Origin of the sequence: Paeniglutamicibacter sp. Y32M11 (genome assembly GCF_019285735.1) — a bacterium.
Lineage (GTDB): Bacteria > Actinomycetota > Actinomycetes > Actinomycetales > Micrococcaceae > Paeniglutamicibacter.
In genome coordinates, this window is record NZ_CP079107.1 from 3,846,944 (window position 1) to 3,862,415 (window position 15,472).

Sequence of the window (15,472 nt, forward strand, 5' to 3'; positions counted from 1 at the left end):
CACAGTGAAAACCACACTCTTTACCACCGTGCTGGTGGCTAACCGCGGGGAAATCGCGGTGCGAATCATTCGTACGCTGCGCGCCATGGGCATCAAATCCGTGGCCGTGTACTCCGATGCTGATGCGGGGGCCAAGCACGTGCGCGAGGCCGATCAGGCGATCCGGATCGGCACGGCGGCGGCTTCCGATAGCTATCTGAACATCACCAACGTGCTCGAGGCGTGCCGACAATCCGGCGCCCAGGCGGTGCATCCGGGGTACGGGTTCCTCTCCGAAAACATCGCCTTTGCTCGAGCGCTTAAGGACGCGGGAATCACCTTCATCGGACCGAATATTGATGCCCTGCTGCTGATGGGTGACAAGATTCGCTCCAAGAACCACGTGGCCGCCCACGATGTCCCGGTGACACCCGGCATCGCCGAGCCCGAGCTCAGCGACGAGGAACTCATCGACGCGGCCGAGTCGATCGGGTTCCCGGTGCTGATCAAGCCATCGGCCGGTGGCGGCGGCAAGGGCATGGTGGCCGTTGATTCGCCCGAGAAACTCCCCGCTGCCCTACTCAGCGCCAGGCGTACCGCGTTGAGTTCCTTTGGTGATGACACGCTGTTCCTCGAGCGTCTGGTGCGCAGCCCGCGGCACATCGAGGTGCAGATCTTGGCCGACACCCACGGCAATACCGTACATCTGGGTGAACGTGAGTGCTCGCTGCAACGCAGGCATCAAAAGGTCATCGAGGAGGCACCGGCTCCCCTGCTGGAAAACCTCAAGGACGGTTCTTCCATCCGTGCCCAGTTGGGCGCAGCTGCCGTAGCCGCGGCCGCGTCGGTGAACTATGTGGGAGCCGGAACCGTGGAATTCTTGGTCTCCGACGAGGCCCCGGGCGAATTCTTCTTCATGGAAATGAATACCCGCCTGCAGGTGGAGCATCCGGTCACCGAGGAAGTGGTGCGGGTTGCCGGCGAGCGCCTGGATCTGGTGGCGGCGCAGGTGCGCATTGCCGCCGGCGAACCCCTGGGCTTCACCCAGGATCAGGTCTCCCTGCACGGTCACGCCATCGAGGCCCGTGTGTACGCCGAGGACCCGGCCCACGACTTCATGCCCTCCACCGGACGCCTGCTGCGCGTTCTCGAACCCGGCGGTGAACACGTGCGTGTGGACTCATCGCTGGTCGAAGGCTGGGAAATCTCCCCCACTACGACCCGATGTTGGCGAAGGTCATCGCCTGGGGCGATGATCGGAACAGTGCCTTGGCGCGTCTTGATCGGGCGCTGGCACACACCGAAATCCTGGGCGTGCTGAGCAACATCGAATACCTGCGGCTGTTACTCGGCGATTCAGATGTCCGCGCCGGAAATTTGGATACCACCCTGATCGAACGCAAGATGCCGGGCATGATCTTTAGGAGCATCACCCATACCGAACTGGTGCTGGCCGCTGCCATGTTTATCGCTCGGTCTCCCGGGAGTGGCGGAACCTGGCGGGCCCGTGACTCCTGGCGGCTGGGAGCACGCACCGCCATGACCACCACCCTCGAAGTTGAGGGCAGGCTTTGGACCCTGACCTCGGTGCCCACCGCCGGCGGACGACGCTTCACGCTGGAAGGCCAGGACTTCGAGGTGACCCAGCTACCCGGGGGCAACTTCGCAATTAATGGAGTGCAGGAGCAGCAGATCACGGCATTTGGTGATGATGCAACCCTCTGGATCGGCCGCGACGGCTGGGCCGGAGCAGTGCGCAGCCTGGATCAGCGGGAGCTGTTGCACCGGGAACTGGCTAACCGCACACTGACTCCCGGAGAAGCGCCCCGGAGGTCCGTTCCCCGATGCCCGGCACGGTGATCGCGGTGGGCGTCAGCGATGGGCAGTTGGTTCGGGCCGGAGAAATCTTGGTGACGATCGAGGCCATGAAGATGGAGCACCCCATGGTCTCCCCCGGCGCGGGTACCGTGAGCATCGGGCGATTGCGCGTGGGTGACTTGGTTAAGGCCAACCAGGTCGTCGCCACCCTCGACTACACCGCGGAAGCAGAGGCATCATGATGAGCTTCAGCATGGGACCCGCCATCCTCTTTTGCCCTGCCGACCGGCCCGACCGCTACGCCAAGGCGCTTCAACGCGCCGACGCCGTGATCATCGATCTCGAAGACGCGGTGGCCGCGGGCGACAAGGAAACAGCGCGGCAGGCACTACTGGCGAACCCACTGGATCCACAACGCACCATCGTGCGGGTCAATCCGGCGGGCACCGAAGATTTCGCCGCGGATCTCGCAGCGGTCCGGCAGACCGCGTACCGCACCATCATGCTGGCCAAGACCGAGACCCTTGACGATTTGGCCGCGGTCAGCGATTTCAACGTTGTGGCGTTGTGCGAGACGGCGCTGGGTGTCATTAATGCCCCGCAGCTTGCCGCAGCACCCAACGTTGTGGCGCTGATGTGGGGCGCAGAGGACCTGGTCGCTTCTTTAGGCGGTTCCTCTTCGCGCCACGATTCGGGCGGTTACCGCGATGTAGCGCTGCACGCCCGCTCCCAGGTACTGCTGGCCGCCGGTGCCTTCGGGAAGCTCGCCATTGATTCGGTGTACATCAACATTGCCGACCACGAAGGGCTGCTGGCCGAATCCATCGACGCCCAGGCCTCCGGGTTCGGGGCCAAAGCGTCAATCCACCCGGGCCAGATGCCCGTGATCCGCCAGGCGTTCTTGCCCTCGGCCGAGCAGGTCGAGCGCGCCACACGTATTCTTGCCGCGGCGAAGGATGCAGCCGGAGTGTTCACGTTTGAGGGGCAGATGGTGGATGAGCCGCTGTTGCGCCATGCCCGGGCCACGTTGGCGCGGCATGCATCAACGACGACCCCATGACGGATGCCCCGTCGCAGCTTCCGCAGTCAGCGACGGGGCATCGATTCGTTAATTCTGGTGCGGGACGATGACCGCCCGGGCATTCAGCTTGCCAGCCACCATTTTCCTGTACGCCTCCAGCCCGTCCTCCAACGAGTAGGTCTCGATTTCCGGAGTGATCTGCCCCGCCCGATACATATCGACAACCTCGTGGAGCTCCTCAATGGTTCCCCAGTAGGTGTTGGTAATGACCGACTCATACGGAGTGGTGAAAAAACTCCACTCATGCACGCCACCGGCGATCCCGACAACAACGAGCTTGCCACCTTGCGCCATTGAAGCCGTGGCGGTCGCCAAGGTGGGCGTGACACCCACGAAATCGAACGCCGCGTCGACCCCGCGACCGCCGGTGATCTCTCGGATCTTCTGGACTTGTTCGGGTCCGGAAGGAACGGTCATTGCTCCGGCCTCCTCGGCCTTGGCCATGGCCTCGGGCTTCGTGTCCGTGGCGATGATGGTGGCACCGGTGAGCGCTTTGAGTATCTGCACGGCGATCTGGCCCAGTCCTCCCAGACCCACGACCAACGCAAATCTTCCGCCCGCGTTCAGGTGCGGCAGTGCCCCCTTGATCGCGTGGTAGGGGGTCAGAGCCGCGTCCGCGAGCGGTGCGGCGGCAACCGGATCGGCATCGCCCAGCGGGATCAGGTTGCGAGCAGGCACGGTGACATACTCGGCCATACCGCCATCACGTCCCAGCCCGATCCCGGCATATGGATTGGTCGCGGCGTTTTCACAGTACGTGTCTTGGCCGCGCGAACATGCCTTGCACCTGCCACAGCCCACGGGTCCATAAACCAAATAGGCGTCGCCAATGTTGATACCGCTGACACCCTCGCCGACTGACTCCACCCACCCGGAGTTTTCATGCCCGAGCGTGAATCCCGCTTTCATGTTGCCCGGAATCTCTGCCGTGAAATCCTGGAAAATGCTCACGTCCGAATGGCATGCCCCGGCACCTGCGACCTTGAGCAGGACTTCTCCGGGACCTGGCTCGGGCTTTTGGACTTCCTTGAGAGCCGGAAACTGCTTCCATTCCTCGAAAACTATCGCGCGCATGTTGTGCCTTCTTCCTGCTGGATGGGCAAACTCTTCACGGGACTCAGGCTATCGGCTGTCACTTAAGAATTCCACGGTCGTTCCCACCGGTTCGTCCGCCCGTCACTCAAGGGCCTTACGAACATCCTTCCGGCCGGGTCCGAGAAGCGCCGATTCGCCGCCGACAATCCGGTGCCCTACATTGGGGAGCAGACCGCCCGCAATCATGGAGAATCCAGCGACAATGAACCAAGCCTTCGACCTACAGCAACTCCTCACCGACCCCATCGTCGCGGCACTGGCCCGGGCCGAAGAAACCGCGTGGTTCGCCGCCAAGCCGACCGACACCGCGGCGGGTATCGACGCTTCGGGCATCAACCCCGGAATCATCGAGGACGCCCGGGCACGCTTTGGCCGTTTCGCCCCCTGGTTCGCGCAGCATTTTCCCGACACCCGAGCCACAAACGGCATCCTCGAATCCCCGCTGGTCAACATCCCCACGATGCAGGCGGAACTGGGACGTCGATTTGGCGCCGTCTTGCCCGGCAAGCTGTGGCTCAAGCGCGACGATTCCCTGCCGGTCAGTGGTTCCATCAAGGCGCGCGGGGGCATCCACGAGGTAATCGAGGTCGCCGAACGACTTGCCATCGCCGCCGGTCTGATGGCTCCGGGTGATGATGCCCGGGTACTGGATGCCCCCGAGGTGCGCCAGCTGCTATCGGCCCATGGCATCGCCGTGGGCTCCACCGGCAACCTCGGCCTGTCCATCGGGATCGTTGCCTCGGAACTCGGCTTTAACACCACCGTGCACATGTCCCTGGATGCTCGCACCTGGAAGAAGGAGCTACTGCGCGCCCGCGGAGTTAATGTCGTGGAGCACGAGGGGAACTTCTCCGACGCGGTGGCCGCCGGACGCCGCACCGCCGAGGCGGACCCGAGCGTTTGGTTTGTTGATGACGAGGCCTCGCTGAGCCTGTTCGCCGGCTATTCGGTCGCCGGCTCGCGCTTGGCCGAACAGTTGACCGCGTTGGACATCACCGTTAATGCGCACCACCCGCTGATCGTGCACCTACCCTGCGGTGTGGGTGGCGGACCCGGCGGCGTGACGTTCGGGCTCAAGGCCGCCTTTGGGGATGCCGTGCACTGTGTCTTTGCCGAGCCGGTTAACTCCCCCTGCATGTCGCTCGGCGTGCGCACCGGGTTGCACGATGGAATCTCCGTGGCAGACATCGGGCTGAGCGGGCTCACCGCCGCCGATGGTCTGGCGGTGGGCAGGCCCTCCCGGCTGGTCGGCGAGCACCTGCAGCAGCTGATCGACGGCTATGTAACCATCACCGATGAACGGATGAAGGCCTTGGTTGGTCTGCTGCACAATACCGAAAACATCGATGTGGAGCCCTCCGCCGCTGCAGGGTTCGCCGGACCGTGGCGCATCTTGGAGGATGCGGGGTACCGGGAAGCTTTCGGGCTCGATGACGCGGCTCTGGCCAACGCTACGCACATCATCTGGTCAACCGGCGGCTCGATGGTGCCGGCCGCAGAGATGGCTGACTATGTGGCCGAGGGCCAGACCATGGTCAGCGAGATTATCTGGCGCTAGGTATCGCTCCCACCGGTAGATTGGGCGGCATGGAGATTCTCTCAAGCAGGGTGTTATTGCGGCCCGTGAGACTGGCCGAAACCCAGGGCTTCTACCGCGACGTGCTGGGCCTGGCCGTCTCACGCGAATTCGGCTCCGGGGAGCACCGTGGTGTGGTGTTCTTCCTGGGCAACGGATTACTAGAGGTTTCTGGTACTCGAGAACCGGGTACCACCTCGACGCTGGTGCTGTGGATCCAGGTCCGTGACGTGCAGGCGGAGCTAAGCCGTCTGGCCGATCTTGGCGTGATGAACACCCGCGAGGCTCGCACCGAACCATGGGGCCTGATTGAAGGGTGGATCCACGATCCGGATGGGACGCGGATCGTTCTCGTCCAGATTCCCGAGAACCACCCGATCCGACGCGATCTGCGTGAGCTGTAAACAGCACAAAAGGCCGTGCCCACCCGTAGAGCGAATAAGGGTGGGCACGGCCGTCATGGGCCGGCAGGAAATGCTGCCGGAGTCAGTTGGCGAAGGTATCTGCCAACTTGCCCTCGTTGTTCCACAGGGCCAGCGAATCGCCGCCGTTGTTCAGCACTGCCACCGAACCACCCAGGTAGAACGCCTCGGCGCTCGGGGTTCCGGCACCCGAGTAGACCCGCAGTTCGGCACCGGGTGTCAGCTTAAAGCCATCACCAATGTGCATGACGTTGTTCGCCGCATCCCGCAGGACATAACCGCTGACGTCGATGGCGCGGTTGCCGGTGTTTTTCAGGATGACGTGCTCGCCGGTTTCCGGCTGAAGGTCGTTTCCGGGTACGTCGTTGACGGCGTTGGAGATGATCACACCATTGTTTGACGGGAACACTTTCTGCCCTTTCAAATGACGGTTGAGCTGCTGCGGGAAGTCTCCGGTGAGGCGTTCTGCACCCAGCTCTAGTGATGCGTCAGCCGCTTCGGTGGAGTTCACGGTGTAAACGCCCAGGCCGAGACCCGCGGCCTTGACCCGTGCGGCGCCCTCTGCGGTCAGCGTCCGGTAGCTCGTACCAAAGGAATCTGCGTAGCTGGCGTAGTCGGAAAGTACCTCGGCGCTGGGTACCGAACCGGTCAGTTGCTGCAGCGGAACCTCCGGGGCTAGCGCGGCGAAGCGCTTATTCGACTCTGCGTCAAAGCCCAAGACCTCAATCTTGCCGCCGCGCAACAGCTCGTTCCATTCCGTGTCCTGGACCAGTGCGTCCGAAACAACTTTTTCCACGCCCGGGGACTTGGCCGGGGATTTGATCTCAATAAAAACACCGGTATTCCCGGTTAGAGAATCGGCAACCGCGTCAAAGTGCGGGATCCGTTGTCCGGTGAAAGCCTCGGAGAAGTACGAACCGGCATCCAACTGCTGCAGTTCGTCCCAGCTGAACGAGGTAATGGGGTCATTCGCGCGTTCGGGGAAAATATCCTCGACGTTGGTGGTGCGAGCGGGAGTATCGTCGTGAAAAATAAATGGAACGCCGTCGCTGCTCAGCTGGACGTCGATCTCGACAAAGTCTGCGCCGGACTGGCTTCCCGCCATGACGGCGGACAGGGTGTTCTCCGGGGCAACGCCGGCGGCACCGCGGTGCCCGATCAAGATCGCTGTCTGCTCCTGATTGACGGCAACCGGCGCTGCCATGGCTGGCGTTGATAGGCCGGCGAGCAGGCACAGGCTCAAGGTTCCAAGCGTGATGGTTCGAAACTTCATGGGGGATCCCTCGCTGTGGTGGTCGGTACCCCTCCACGTTCCCTTCCGAGAGCAACCGGCCGACCACCCCGAGATGAACCGAACGTTAAGCTCTGGATTTCAACAGAGTCTTGTGCACGGTTGGTGGTCCGATTGCTGGAAATTTTCAACGCATTTAGCTGCTGTTCAGACTCGAGCATGGCCCCGCAGAGCACCAACGTTTCGTGAAGTAACCGATGACCACGGTGTTTCGAGCCGACGGGCCTAAAATCGGAATAGGTCGTCGGGAAGGACACGGAGCATGGTTGAACAGTTGGACACGGTAGTGGTTGGCGGCGGAGCCATGGGCTCGGCCACCGCGTGGGAACTGGCACAACGCGGCCGTGATGTGACCCTCCTAGAGCAGTTCGAACCCGGCCACACCCTGGGCGCATCGCATGGAACCACGCGAAATCTTAACCTCGGTTACCTGGATTCAACTTATGTCCGGATGCTCAGCGAATCCCTCACCTTGTGGGACAAGCTCAGCGCCCAAAGCGGTACCGAACAGATCGCCCGCACCGGCACCGTTAACCACGGCGATCCGGCTACCCAGACCCTGACCTTGAAGGCCCTGAACAACGCAGGAATTCGAGCCGAAGAAGTTTCTGCCGCCGAGGCCGCCGAACGTTGGAGCGGCCTACGCTTCACCGGTCCGGCGCTACATCTACCCGATGGCGGGCAGCTGAACCCCGATCTAGCCCTGCCCAGTTTCCAGCAGGTCGCCACCGCCCACGGCGCCCAGATTCGTCACGGAGTAACGGTTCGCGAGCTCACGGTCCTCGATGACAACAAGGTGCGCCTGGTCCTTGAATCGGTATCCGGGGAAGAAACGGTTGAGGCTCGTCGCGTGGTGATCACCGCCGGCGCGTGGACCGCTCACCTACTCGGTTCCTCGGTGGCACTTCCCACGCTAACCGTGACTCAGGAGCAGCCCCTGCACTTCGCCCAGCGTGATGCCGATGCGATCTGGCCCGGCTTTAACCACACGTTGGTGCCCGGATCCCCGGGTTTCGAAAACGCCTACTCCCCCGTCTACGGCATGCTCACCCCGGGTGAGGGCATCAAGGCTGGCTGGCACGGAACGGGCGTAGTGACACATCCGGATCACCGGACCTTTGCCGCCGAGCAACGCCAAGTTCAGGCGCTGCAGGACTACGCCCGCGTCTGGCTTCCCGGTGTTGATGCCGATTCGTTCACGGCCGTCAGCTGCACCTATACCAATACCGAGGATGAGGACTTCATCCTCGATCGGATCGGCCCACTGGTGATCGGTGCCGGGTTCTCCGGCCACGGCTTTAAATTCACGCCGGTCATCGGACACATCTTGGCAGATCTCGCCGACGGAAGTGGCAAGGCACCTACCAAATTCTCCGCACACCGCAAGATCGCCAGCTCGACCTTTAGCCAGCGACGCCAGGTGGTAGAAAAGCTGACGTTTTAGCGGCTTGCGGCCAACGCGTCCTGCACCTGCGCGGCGGCCTTTTGCAATGCTGGCAAAATATCGCGCGCCGCATCCTGAGCGCTCAGAGGTGACGCTGGTCCCACACTCATGGACACGTTCATGGCGGCGACCACCGAACCATCGGAGGCAAACACCGGCACGGCAACCGAGCGCAGCCCGATCTCGAGTTCCTGGTCAACGATTGCGTAACCCTGGGCACGTACACGCTCCAATTCCGCCCGCAGCTCCGCAACGGTCCCGATGCCGTGACCGGTCGGGGCACTAATACCCGCGGCCAGCAGCTGCTCCAGAACACCGGGCGCCTGATAGGCCAAGAGCACCCTGCCCATCGAGGTATTGGCCGCCGGGAAACGGGTGCCCACGGAAATGCCCACGCGCATGATCGAGCGGGTGTGCACGCGGGCGATGTAGAGAATGTCGCTGCCCTCAAGCACCGAGGCGGAGGCCGATTCGTGCACCTGCGAGGACAGCTCCTCCAGGACCGGTTCCATGAGCTGGGGCAGCGTGGCGCTGGAGAGATAGGAGTAGCCCAGCTGCAGGACCTTGGAGGTGAGTTCGAAGAATTTCCCGTCCCCGCGCACGTAACCCAGTTCCTGCAGGGTCAGCAGGAAGCGCCGCGCGGTGGCGCGGGACAGGTCGGTGCGCTTGGCCACCTCGCTGAGCGTCATCGAGGGGTGCTCGGCGTCAAAGGCGCAGATGACGTCCAGTCCGCGGGCCAGTGACTGGACCGAGGTGGATCCACCCGCCGCCGGGGTGCTGGTTTCCTGATTCATCGTGCCCGACTCCTACCGAGATCTATTTCCAAAAAATGAAATGGCCCGCGCCGTTGTGTGCGCGAGCCACGGGGTGCGCTCCGGGATTCACAAACCGCGGACCGCACCCCACCAATCTACTGCCTAGGCCGCCTTGACCAGATCAATCGGCAGGCGCTGCGCCAACTCCTCGAAGCTGATGCCGTGAGTCGAGCGCACGGTCACGGTGCCGCCGGACAGATCGAAGATCGCCGATTCGGTGTAGATCCGCGAGACGCAGCCCAGCCCGGTGACCGGGTAGGACAGCGCCTCAACCAGCTTTGACTCACCGGTCTTGGTGAACAGGCCCATCATGACCCAGGTGGCCTTGGCGCCGATGGCCAGATCCATGGCCCCACCCACGGCCGGAATGGCGCCCGGAGCGCCGGTGTGCCAGTTGGCCAGATCCCCGGCCTCGGAGACCTGGAAGGCTCCGAGTACACAGACATCCAGGTGTCCACCGCGCATCATCGCGAACGAGTCGGCGTGGTGGAAGTAGCTGGCTCCGGGGAGCTCGGTGACCGGGATCTTCCCGGCGTTGATGAGGTCCTCATCAATATCATCCCCCGTGGCGACCGGGCCCATGCCCAGCATGCCGTTCTCGGTATGCAGGGTGACCCCCTGCTCCGAGGTGAGGAAATTGGACACGTTGGTCGGCTGTCCGATGCCCAGGTTCACGAAGGCGCCGGCCGGGATATCGGCGGCGACGATCTTGGCCATTTCGTCGCGGGTCAGTGCCGCGTCGGTAGTGGTGAAGGTGCTCATTAGTTTTTTCCTCCGAGTGCCACAAGGGTGTCGACGTAGATTCCGGGGGTCACCACGACCTCCGGATCAAGCTGTCCGGTTTCCACAATGTCATCTACCTGCACGATGGCCGACTTGGCCGCGGCGGCCATGATCGGACCGAAGTTCCGGGCGGTCTTGCGGTAAATCAGGTTGCCGTGCGTATCCGCGCGCAGCGCCTTGACCAAGGCGAAGTCGGCACTGATCGGGCTTTCGAGCACATAGCCCTTGCCATCGATGACGCGGGTTTCCTTGCCCTCGGCCAGCAGTGTGCCGTAGCCGGTGGGGGTGAAGAAGCCACCAATGCCGGCGCCCGCGGCGCGAATGCGCTCGGCCAGGTTGCCCTGTGGGACAAGCTCCAGCTCGATTTCTCCGGCGCGGTAGGCCTCATCAAAGTGCCAGGAGTCGGACTGACGCGGGAAGGAACAGATGATCTTCTTGACTCGACGTTCCTTGATCAACAGGGCCAGTCCGGCATCTGCCTGACCGGCGTTGTTGTTGATGACCGTGAGGTCCTTGGCGCCGCAGTCCATGAGCGCATCAATGAGCTCCATGGGCTGGCCGGCGTTGCCGAAGCCGCCAATCAGGATGGTGGCTGAATCGTGGATGTTGGCCACGGCCTCTGCGGCCGTGGTGGCGATGCGTGGTGCCATCGGTGGTTCTCTCCTAAATCTAAGGGGTCAGGGCGATAGGGGTTCACATCCCCTATAGGGCATTAGGCTGCGTTGGGGTTTTCCAGCACGACGGCCAGGCCCTGTCCGACACCAATGCAGATCGCGGCAACGCCCCAGCGCTGGTTTGATTCTTGCAGGCGGCGAGCCAGGGTGCCCAGGATGCGCAGGCCGGAGGCGCCCAGCGGGTGACCGATGGACAGTGCACCGCCCCAGGCGTTGACGATGTTCTCGTCGATGTCCCAGGCGCGCACGCAGGCCAGCGACTGTGCAGCGAACGCCTCGTTGAGTTCTACCGCTGCGACATCCGACCAGGAAATCCCGGCCTTGGCCAGTGCCTTGTTGGCCGCTTCCACCGGAGCGAAGCCGAAGAACTGCGGGTCAAGAGCGGAGGACGCACGTCCTGCGATGCGGGCCAGCGGCGCCGCTCCCAGCAGCTCGCCGCCGCGCTCGGAGCCAATGAAGGCGGCAGATGCGCCGTCGGACATCGGCGAGGCGTTACCCGCGGTGACGGTTCCGGTGGCCGCATCGCGGAAAACGGTGCGCAGCGCGCCCAGAGTTTCTGCGGTGGAGTCGGCACGGACAGTCTCGTCCATGGTGACCTCGGTGCCGCGCTTGTTGGCCGGCGGAACGGAGACAACCAGGTTGCCGTACTTGCCAGCGGCCCAGGCGGCTGCGGCTTGCTGGTGTGAGCGTGCTGCGAATTCATCCTGGTCTTCGCGGGTGACCTCGTACTTTTCGCGCAGCTGCTCGGTGGCTTCACCGAGGGACACGGTCCATTCCTTGTTCATGGCCGGGTTCACCAGACGCCAGCCCAGGGTGGTGTTGGCCAGTTCCAGGTTGGCCATCGGGAAGGGGCGCTCGGTCTTGGGCAGCACCCACGGGGCGCGGCTCATGGATTCGACGCCGCCAACCAGGACCAGATCCGCATCATCGGTGTTGATCTGACGCGAAGCAGCGATCGCAGCATCCAGCGAGGAGCCACAGAGGCGGTTCATGGTGGTGCCGGGCAGCGAGGTGGGCAGGCCTGCCAGCAGGGTGGCCATGCGGGCGACGTTGCGGTTCTCTTCACCGGCACCGTTGGCGTTGCCGAAGATTGATTCGTCGATGGTGTTCACATCGAGCTGCGGGGCGCGGGCCACCAATTCGCGGACCACATGGGCCGCCAAATCATCGGGGCGGTGGGAGGAAAGGGACCCTCCGATTTTGCCGAAGGGAGTACGAATCGCGTCGTAGAGATACGCCTGCTTCATGATGGGAGGCCCTGACTTTCTGTTCAATATGTTCGCATCGCGAACGCTTGTTCACTAAATGAACTTTATCATCAAGGCCACAACCCATCAAGAGCAATAACGAGGGATTTATGGTGCACACTTGGGGGCCGCGGCATTAACGCTCAACCGCCCACCACCCTGCTCACCGCGCTGGGTGGAGTCTCAATATGCCCCTGGCGGTCGATCCGACGAGCCTCGCAGCCCGCTCCACAGCGCACATAAAGCACCATGCCATCGGAGGTATTGTGGGCCGACTCGAGCATCCACGCGTGCTCGTGAGCAATCGTCTGCTGCGGGTGAGAAAAGGTCTGCGTGGCGTCTGTGTGCATCATGGAAACTACTATGCTGTAATGGCCTTATGCATCTCAACCCTTACGGAGAATATGCGGTCCTGCTGGCCGCCTCGCTGGCCAATGATCCGCCCACCGACAGAGACGGCATCATTGCCAGAACCCGCGAATTCGGTATGACCATGGAATTCACGCACGCCCCGAACGACCACCGACTGACCCTCGAGGTAGTGACGGACTGGTTGCGCGTGGTGGACGCGGCAGATCCCCAAGAACGGGCCAATCTGCTTAATGAGCAGATGGCCGCCGCGGCCGCCTACCCGCGGCTGGTTGACCACAACAACGAGGGCTGGCATCTGCATTACCGCGATGCCAACCAAACCCTGCCCTATGTTTTGCGCGCGATTTTCGGCGTCGGAACGGCACTGCACCTTTCCACTCGCGGCATGCACCGCATGGGCCGCTGCGCCGCTGGACAGGCCCCGGGCGATCCCTGCACCAAGGTGGTCATCGATGTCACTCGCAACGGCCGCCAGCAATATTGCTCGGTGCGCTGTGCGAACCGGGCAGCGGTTCGCCGGCACCGCGCCCGCACCGGAATATCCCCCGGATCAACCGCTCGCGGCTGATCCGGGGGTAACGCCCGGCGCTAGCGGCTACCCTTGCCACCCTCAGGCCCGGGGTCCTCGGGCACCAACGGGAGCGTGCCGGTGGCCGGGGGTGGCGGAGTGATCGTGGAGGCCAAGTCGTGCTCGGATGAGTACTGCAGGAACGACAGGTGTGCCTCAAAGCGATCCAGAACGTCGTTGATGACCTGCTGCTGGCTCAGTCCCATGAGGTCATAACCCTCCGTGCCGGTGAGCGTAAACACCTCGAGACGGAAGTACACGTCGATTTCGCGCGACATACTGCGGGCACCGAACATCGGCACCGGAGCTTCGACCGCGGCCACCTGGTAATGGAAATTGCGTTGGCCCTCCATGGTGACAACCAGGGTGTGCTCATCAATGCCGGTCTCGGCATTGGGTGCGCTGGTGAGCATCGAGTCATAGCCCAGCATGGTGAATTCCCGCGTCACCTCGGCGAGGGCCGGGTGCACCACCTTGTCCACAAATTGGGCCACCGATTTGTTCGACGGGTAGGCCCGCAGGTGTGCCAACCGCTGGCGCCAGGTCTTCTCCGGGGCGGCTCCGCCGTGCGCGGCCACCGACCGGCGGCGCAGCACCTGCCCCTCGCGCTCGGCCCGTTCCATCCGCAGCACCTTCGCGAAGGACGCCATCACGAGGTAGGCGATCACCGTGACCGGCAGGGCGAAGATCAGCGTTGCGTACTCCATTGTTGTCACACCTCCGGCCACCAGCATGGCCACCGTGACCACGGCGGTAACCAGCGCCCAGAAGATGCGCAGCCACTTGGCGCCGTCCACCGACGGATCCGGGATTGAGGAGGAGAAGTTGGACATCACCATCGCACCGGAGTTGGCACTGGTCAGGTAGAACAGCAGTCCGGACAGGGTGGCCAGACCGATCAGGAACGGTGCGCCGGGGAACATCTCCAGTAGCGCATACCAGCCGTGCTCGGGAGAATCGATGGCCTCTTGGGCAAAGCCCGAGTTGCCATCCAGCACCTCGCGCATGGCACTGTTGCCAAAGATCGAGACGATGAAGAAGTCGCAGAGCACCGGTGCGGTGATGGCCGCGATAACAAATTCGCGCAGCGTCCGCCCACGTGAGATTCGCGCCAAGAAGAGCCCAACAAAGGGGCCCCAGGCCATCCAGAAGGCCCAGAAGAAGAGGGTCCAACTGCCCATCCACGCGGCACCGTCGGCTTCATAGGCGAAGGTCGCCAGCGTGCGCTCGGGCAGCGTGAAGATGAAGCGGCCAATATTTTCGATCATCGCATTAAGCAGGAAGGCGGTATCGCCGGCGAAGAGGATGTAGACCATCATGGCTCCGGCGCACCACAAGTTGAGCTCGGAAATCAGCCTGATGCCCTTATCGATTCCCGAGACGCAGGCGGCAACGGTCATGATCACGGCGACCAGCACCAGCGCTATTTGCAGCGCCAGGCCTTCCTCGAAGCCGAAGAGCCAGGAGAAACCGACGTTGAGCAGCACCACGCCGATACCCATCGAGGTTGCCACCCCGAAGACGGTTCCCACGAGGGCAAAGATGTCAATGACATCCCCCGTCGCCCCACGCACCCGCTTGCCCAGCAAGGGATAGAGGACGGCTCGGATCGACAGCGGCATGCCCCAGCGGTAGGCGAAGTAGCCCATCGCCATGCCCAGCAGCGCGTAAAGGGACCAGCCGGCGATGCCGTAGTGGAACATCGTCCAGACCACGGCGTCTTGGGCGGCCGCGGCAGATTCGGGTGTCGCCGCTGGCGGGGTGATGTATTGGGTGATCGGTCCGGTCACCGAGTAGAAGAGCATATCGATCCCCACACCCGCGGCAAAAAGCATCGCGACCCAGGTGAAGAGGTTGTACTGCGGGCGGGAATGATCCGGCCCCAGTCGCACTCCGCCTTCCTTGGAGAAGGCCACCCAGAGGACAAAGAGGATGACGATGGTGATGGTCAAGACGTAGTACCAGCCGAGGTTGATCGCGATCCAGGTGACCACCGAGTGCATGGTGTTTTCTGCCTGCGTCGGCGCGAGCATGGCCCAGATGGAGAAGGCCAGCACGATGGCCGCGGAAATAATGAAGACGCGCCATCTGACCCGGGGGCCACTGTCCTCGGCCAGTTCGGCCGGGGCCTTGCTCAGCTCACTGCTGGAGATCGGAGCCCGATTCTCCTCGGAGCTCTTGGGCTTGGGGGGTTCGATCGCCCCGCTGCGCCCGCGTTTCACCATCGCCAAAAGATCTTCGTGTTTCGCTTTTTGTGCGTCGTCACCGTCGGTCACGTCATTCTCCTTCGCTCGGCACATTCGCATC

The 15,472-nt window shown here is 63.0% G+C and carries 13 protein-coding genes and 1 pseudogene; 6 read left to right on the top strand and 8 right to left on the bottom strand.

What is annotated here, in order from left to right; all coding sequences use genetic code 11:
• Positions 1-4: 4 nt before the first annotated feature.
• Together KUF55_RS17075 and KUF55_RS17080 are read left to right on the top strand one after the other, a co-directional pair.
• Positions 5-2,039, top strand: a pseudogene (locus KUF55_RS17075) (biotin carboxylase N-terminal domain-containing protein).
• Entirely contained in the window at positions 2,039-2,857 is an 819-nt protein-coding gene (locus KUF55_RS17080) for a CoA ester lyase (protein ID WP_304623558.1), read from the top strand. Before KUF55_RS17075 ends, KUF55_RS17080 begins: the two are co-directional and overlap by 1 nt.
• A gap of 48 nt (positions 2,858-2,905) precedes the next feature.
• Here KUF55_RS17080 and KUF55_RS17085 read toward each other — a convergent pair whose 3' ends face one another.
• The gene (locus tag KUF55_RS17085; protein WP_132360435.1) at positions 2,906-3,952 is read right to left on the bottom strand and encodes an NAD(P)-dependent alcohol dehydrogenase; all 1,047 of its coding nucleotides are present in this window, start codon (positions 3,950-3,952) and stop codon (positions 2,906-2,908) included.
• Positions 3,953-4,175: 223 nt separating this feature from the next.
• Here KUF55_RS17085 and KUF55_RS17090 point away from each other — a divergent pair, with 223 nt between their 5' ends.
• Together KUF55_RS17090 and KUF55_RS17095 are read left to right on the top strand one after the other, a co-directional pair.
• Positions 4,176-5,531, top strand: a complete 1,356-nt coding sequence (locus tag KUF55_RS17090; protein WP_218817418.1) for a D-serine ammonia-lyase — start codon at positions 4,176-4,178, stop codon at positions 5,529-5,531.
• Positions 5,532-5,560: 29 nt separating this feature from the next.
• Entirely contained in the window at positions 5,561-5,953 is a 393-nt protein-coding gene (locus KUF55_RS17095) for a VOC family protein (RefSeq protein ID WP_218817419.1), read from the top strand.
• 82 nt (positions 5,954-6,035) lie between these two features.
• Here the strand turns inward: KUF55_RS17095 and KUF55_RS17100 are convergent, their stop codons facing one another.
• Positions 6,036-7,244, bottom strand: coding sequence for a glycerophosphodiester phosphodiesterase family protein (locus KUF55_RS17100; RefSeq protein WP_218817420.1), 1,209 nt, complete (start codon positions 7,242-7,244; stop codon positions 6,036-6,038).
• A gap of 280 nt (positions 7,245-7,524) precedes the next feature.
• Here KUF55_RS17100 and KUF55_RS17105 point away from each other — a divergent pair, with 280 nt between their 5' ends.
• Positions 7,525-8,706: an FAD-dependent oxidoreductase gene (locus KUF55_RS17105; RefSeq protein ID WP_218817421.1), complete on the top strand. Its 1,182-nt coding sequence runs from the start codon at positions 7,525-7,527 to the stop codon at positions 8,704-8,706.
• On the opposite strand, the gene KUF55_RS17110 is transcribed toward KUF55_RS17105, so the two are convergent.
• The 5 genes from KUF55_RS17110 to KUF55_RS17130 form a co-directional block, all read right to left on the bottom strand.
• Positions 8,703-9,500, bottom strand: a complete 798-nt coding sequence (locus KUF55_RS17110; protein ID WP_218817422.1) for an IclR family transcriptional regulator C-terminal domain-containing protein — start codon at positions 9,498-9,500, stop codon at positions 8,703-8,705. The two genes, KUF55_RS17105 and KUF55_RS17110, sit on opposite strands and share 4 nt — an antisense overlap.
• A gap of 123 nt (positions 9,501-9,623) precedes the next feature.
• Positions 9,624-10,283 (bottom strand): 3-oxoacid CoA-transferase subunit B, encoded by a 660-nt coding sequence (locus KUF55_RS17115; RefSeq protein ID WP_132360445.1) that lies wholly within the window; start codon positions 10,281-10,283, stop codon positions 9,624-9,626.
• Positions 10,283-10,954 carry a 3-oxoacid CoA-transferase subunit A gene (locus KUF55_RS17120; RefSeq protein ID WP_132360446.1) on the bottom strand — a complete coding sequence of 224 codons (672 nt, stop codon included), beginning with the start codon at positions 10,952-10,954 and terminating at the stop codon, positions 10,283-10,285. Before KUF55_RS17120 ends, KUF55_RS17115 begins: the two co-directional genes overlap by 1 nt.
• 62 nt (positions 10,955-11,016) lie before the next feature.
• On the bottom strand, positions 11,017-12,225 hold the full coding sequence (locus tag KUF55_RS17125; protein WP_218817423.1) for a thiolase family protein: 1,209 nt from the start codon (positions 12,223-12,225) through the stop codon (positions 11,017-11,019).
• Between the two features lie 143 nt (positions 12,226-12,368).
• Positions 12,369-12,578 carry a hypothetical protein gene (locus KUF55_RS17130; protein ID WP_218817424.1) on the bottom strand — a complete coding sequence of 70 codons (210 nt, stop codon included), beginning with the start codon at positions 12,576-12,578 and terminating at the stop codon, positions 12,369-12,371.
• Between the two features lie 26 nt (positions 12,579-12,604).
• Between KUF55_RS17130 and KUF55_RS17135 the strand changes: the two genes are divergently transcribed.
• Positions 12,605-13,165 carry a CGNR zinc finger domain-containing protein gene (locus KUF55_RS17135; RefSeq protein ID WP_218817425.1) on the top strand — a complete coding sequence of 187 codons (561 nt, stop codon included), beginning with the start codon at positions 12,605-12,607 and terminating at the stop codon, positions 13,163-13,165.
• Positions 13,166-13,185: 20 nt separating this feature from the next.
• Here the strand turns inward: KUF55_RS17135 and betT are convergent, their stop codons facing one another.
• Positions 13,186-15,465, bottom strand: a complete 2,280-nt coding sequence (betT, locus tag KUF55_RS17140) for a choline BCCT transporter BetT (RefSeq protein ID WP_370630998.1) — start codon at positions 15,463-15,465, stop codon at positions 13,186-13,188.
• Between the last annotated feature and the right edge of the window lie 7 nt (positions 15,466-15,472).

What these genes read in the sequence shown, in the direction of transcription:
- KUF55_RS17120 (WP_132360446.1), bottom strand. Translation starts at nt 10,954, where the DNA reads ATGGCACCACGCATCGCCACCACGGCCGCAGAGGCCGTGGCCAACATC.
- KUF55_RS17090 (WP_218817418.1), top strand. Translation starts at nt 4,176, where the DNA reads ATGAACCAAGCCTTCGACCTACAGCAACTCCTCACCGACCCCATCGTC.
- KUF55_RS17135 (WP_218817425.1), top strand. Translation starts at nt 12,605, where the DNA reads ATGCATCTCAACCCTTACGGAGAATATGCGGTCCTGCTGGCCGCCTCG.
- betT (WP_370630998.1), bottom strand. Translation starts at nt 15,465, where the DNA reads ATGTGCCGAGCGAAGGAGAATGACGTGACCGACGGTGACGACGCACAA.
- KUF55_RS17110 (WP_218817422.1), bottom strand. Translation starts at nt 9,500, where the DNA reads ATGAATCAGGAAACCAGCACCCCGGCGGCGGGTGGATCCACCTCGGTC.
- KUF55_RS17125 (WP_218817423.1), bottom strand. Translation starts at nt 12,225, where the DNA reads ATGAAGCAGGCGTATCTCTACGACGCGATTCGTACTCCCTTCGGCAAA.
- KUF55_RS17100 (WP_218817420.1), bottom strand. Translation starts at nt 7,244, where the DNA reads ATGAAGTTTCGAACCATCACGCTTGGAACCTTGAGCCTGTGCCTGCTC.
- KUF55_RS17095 (WP_218817419.1), top strand. Translation starts at nt 5,561, where the DNA reads ATGGAGATTCTCTCAAGCAGGGTGTTATTGCGGCCCGTGAGACTGGCC.
- KUF55_RS17105 (WP_218817421.1), top strand. Translation starts at nt 7,525, where the DNA reads ATGGTTGAACAGTTGGACACGGTAGTGGTTGGCGGCGGAGCCATGGGC.
- KUF55_RS17080 (WP_304623558.1), top strand. Translation starts at nt 2,039, where the DNA reads ATGAGCTTCAGCATGGGACCCGCCATCCTCTTTTGCCCTGCCGACCGG.
- KUF55_RS17115 (WP_132360445.1), bottom strand. Translation starts at nt 10,283, where the DNA reads ATGAGCACCTTCACCACTACCGACGCGGCACTGACCCGCGACGAAATG.
- KUF55_RS17085 (WP_132360435.1), bottom strand. Translation starts at nt 3,952, where the DNA reads ATGCGCGCGATAGTTTTCGAGGAATGGAAGCAGTTTCCGGCTCTCAAG.
- KUF55_RS17130 (WP_218817424.1), bottom strand. Translation starts at nt 12,578, where the DNA reads ATGATGCACACAGACGCCACGCAGACCTTTTCTCACCCGCAGCAGACG.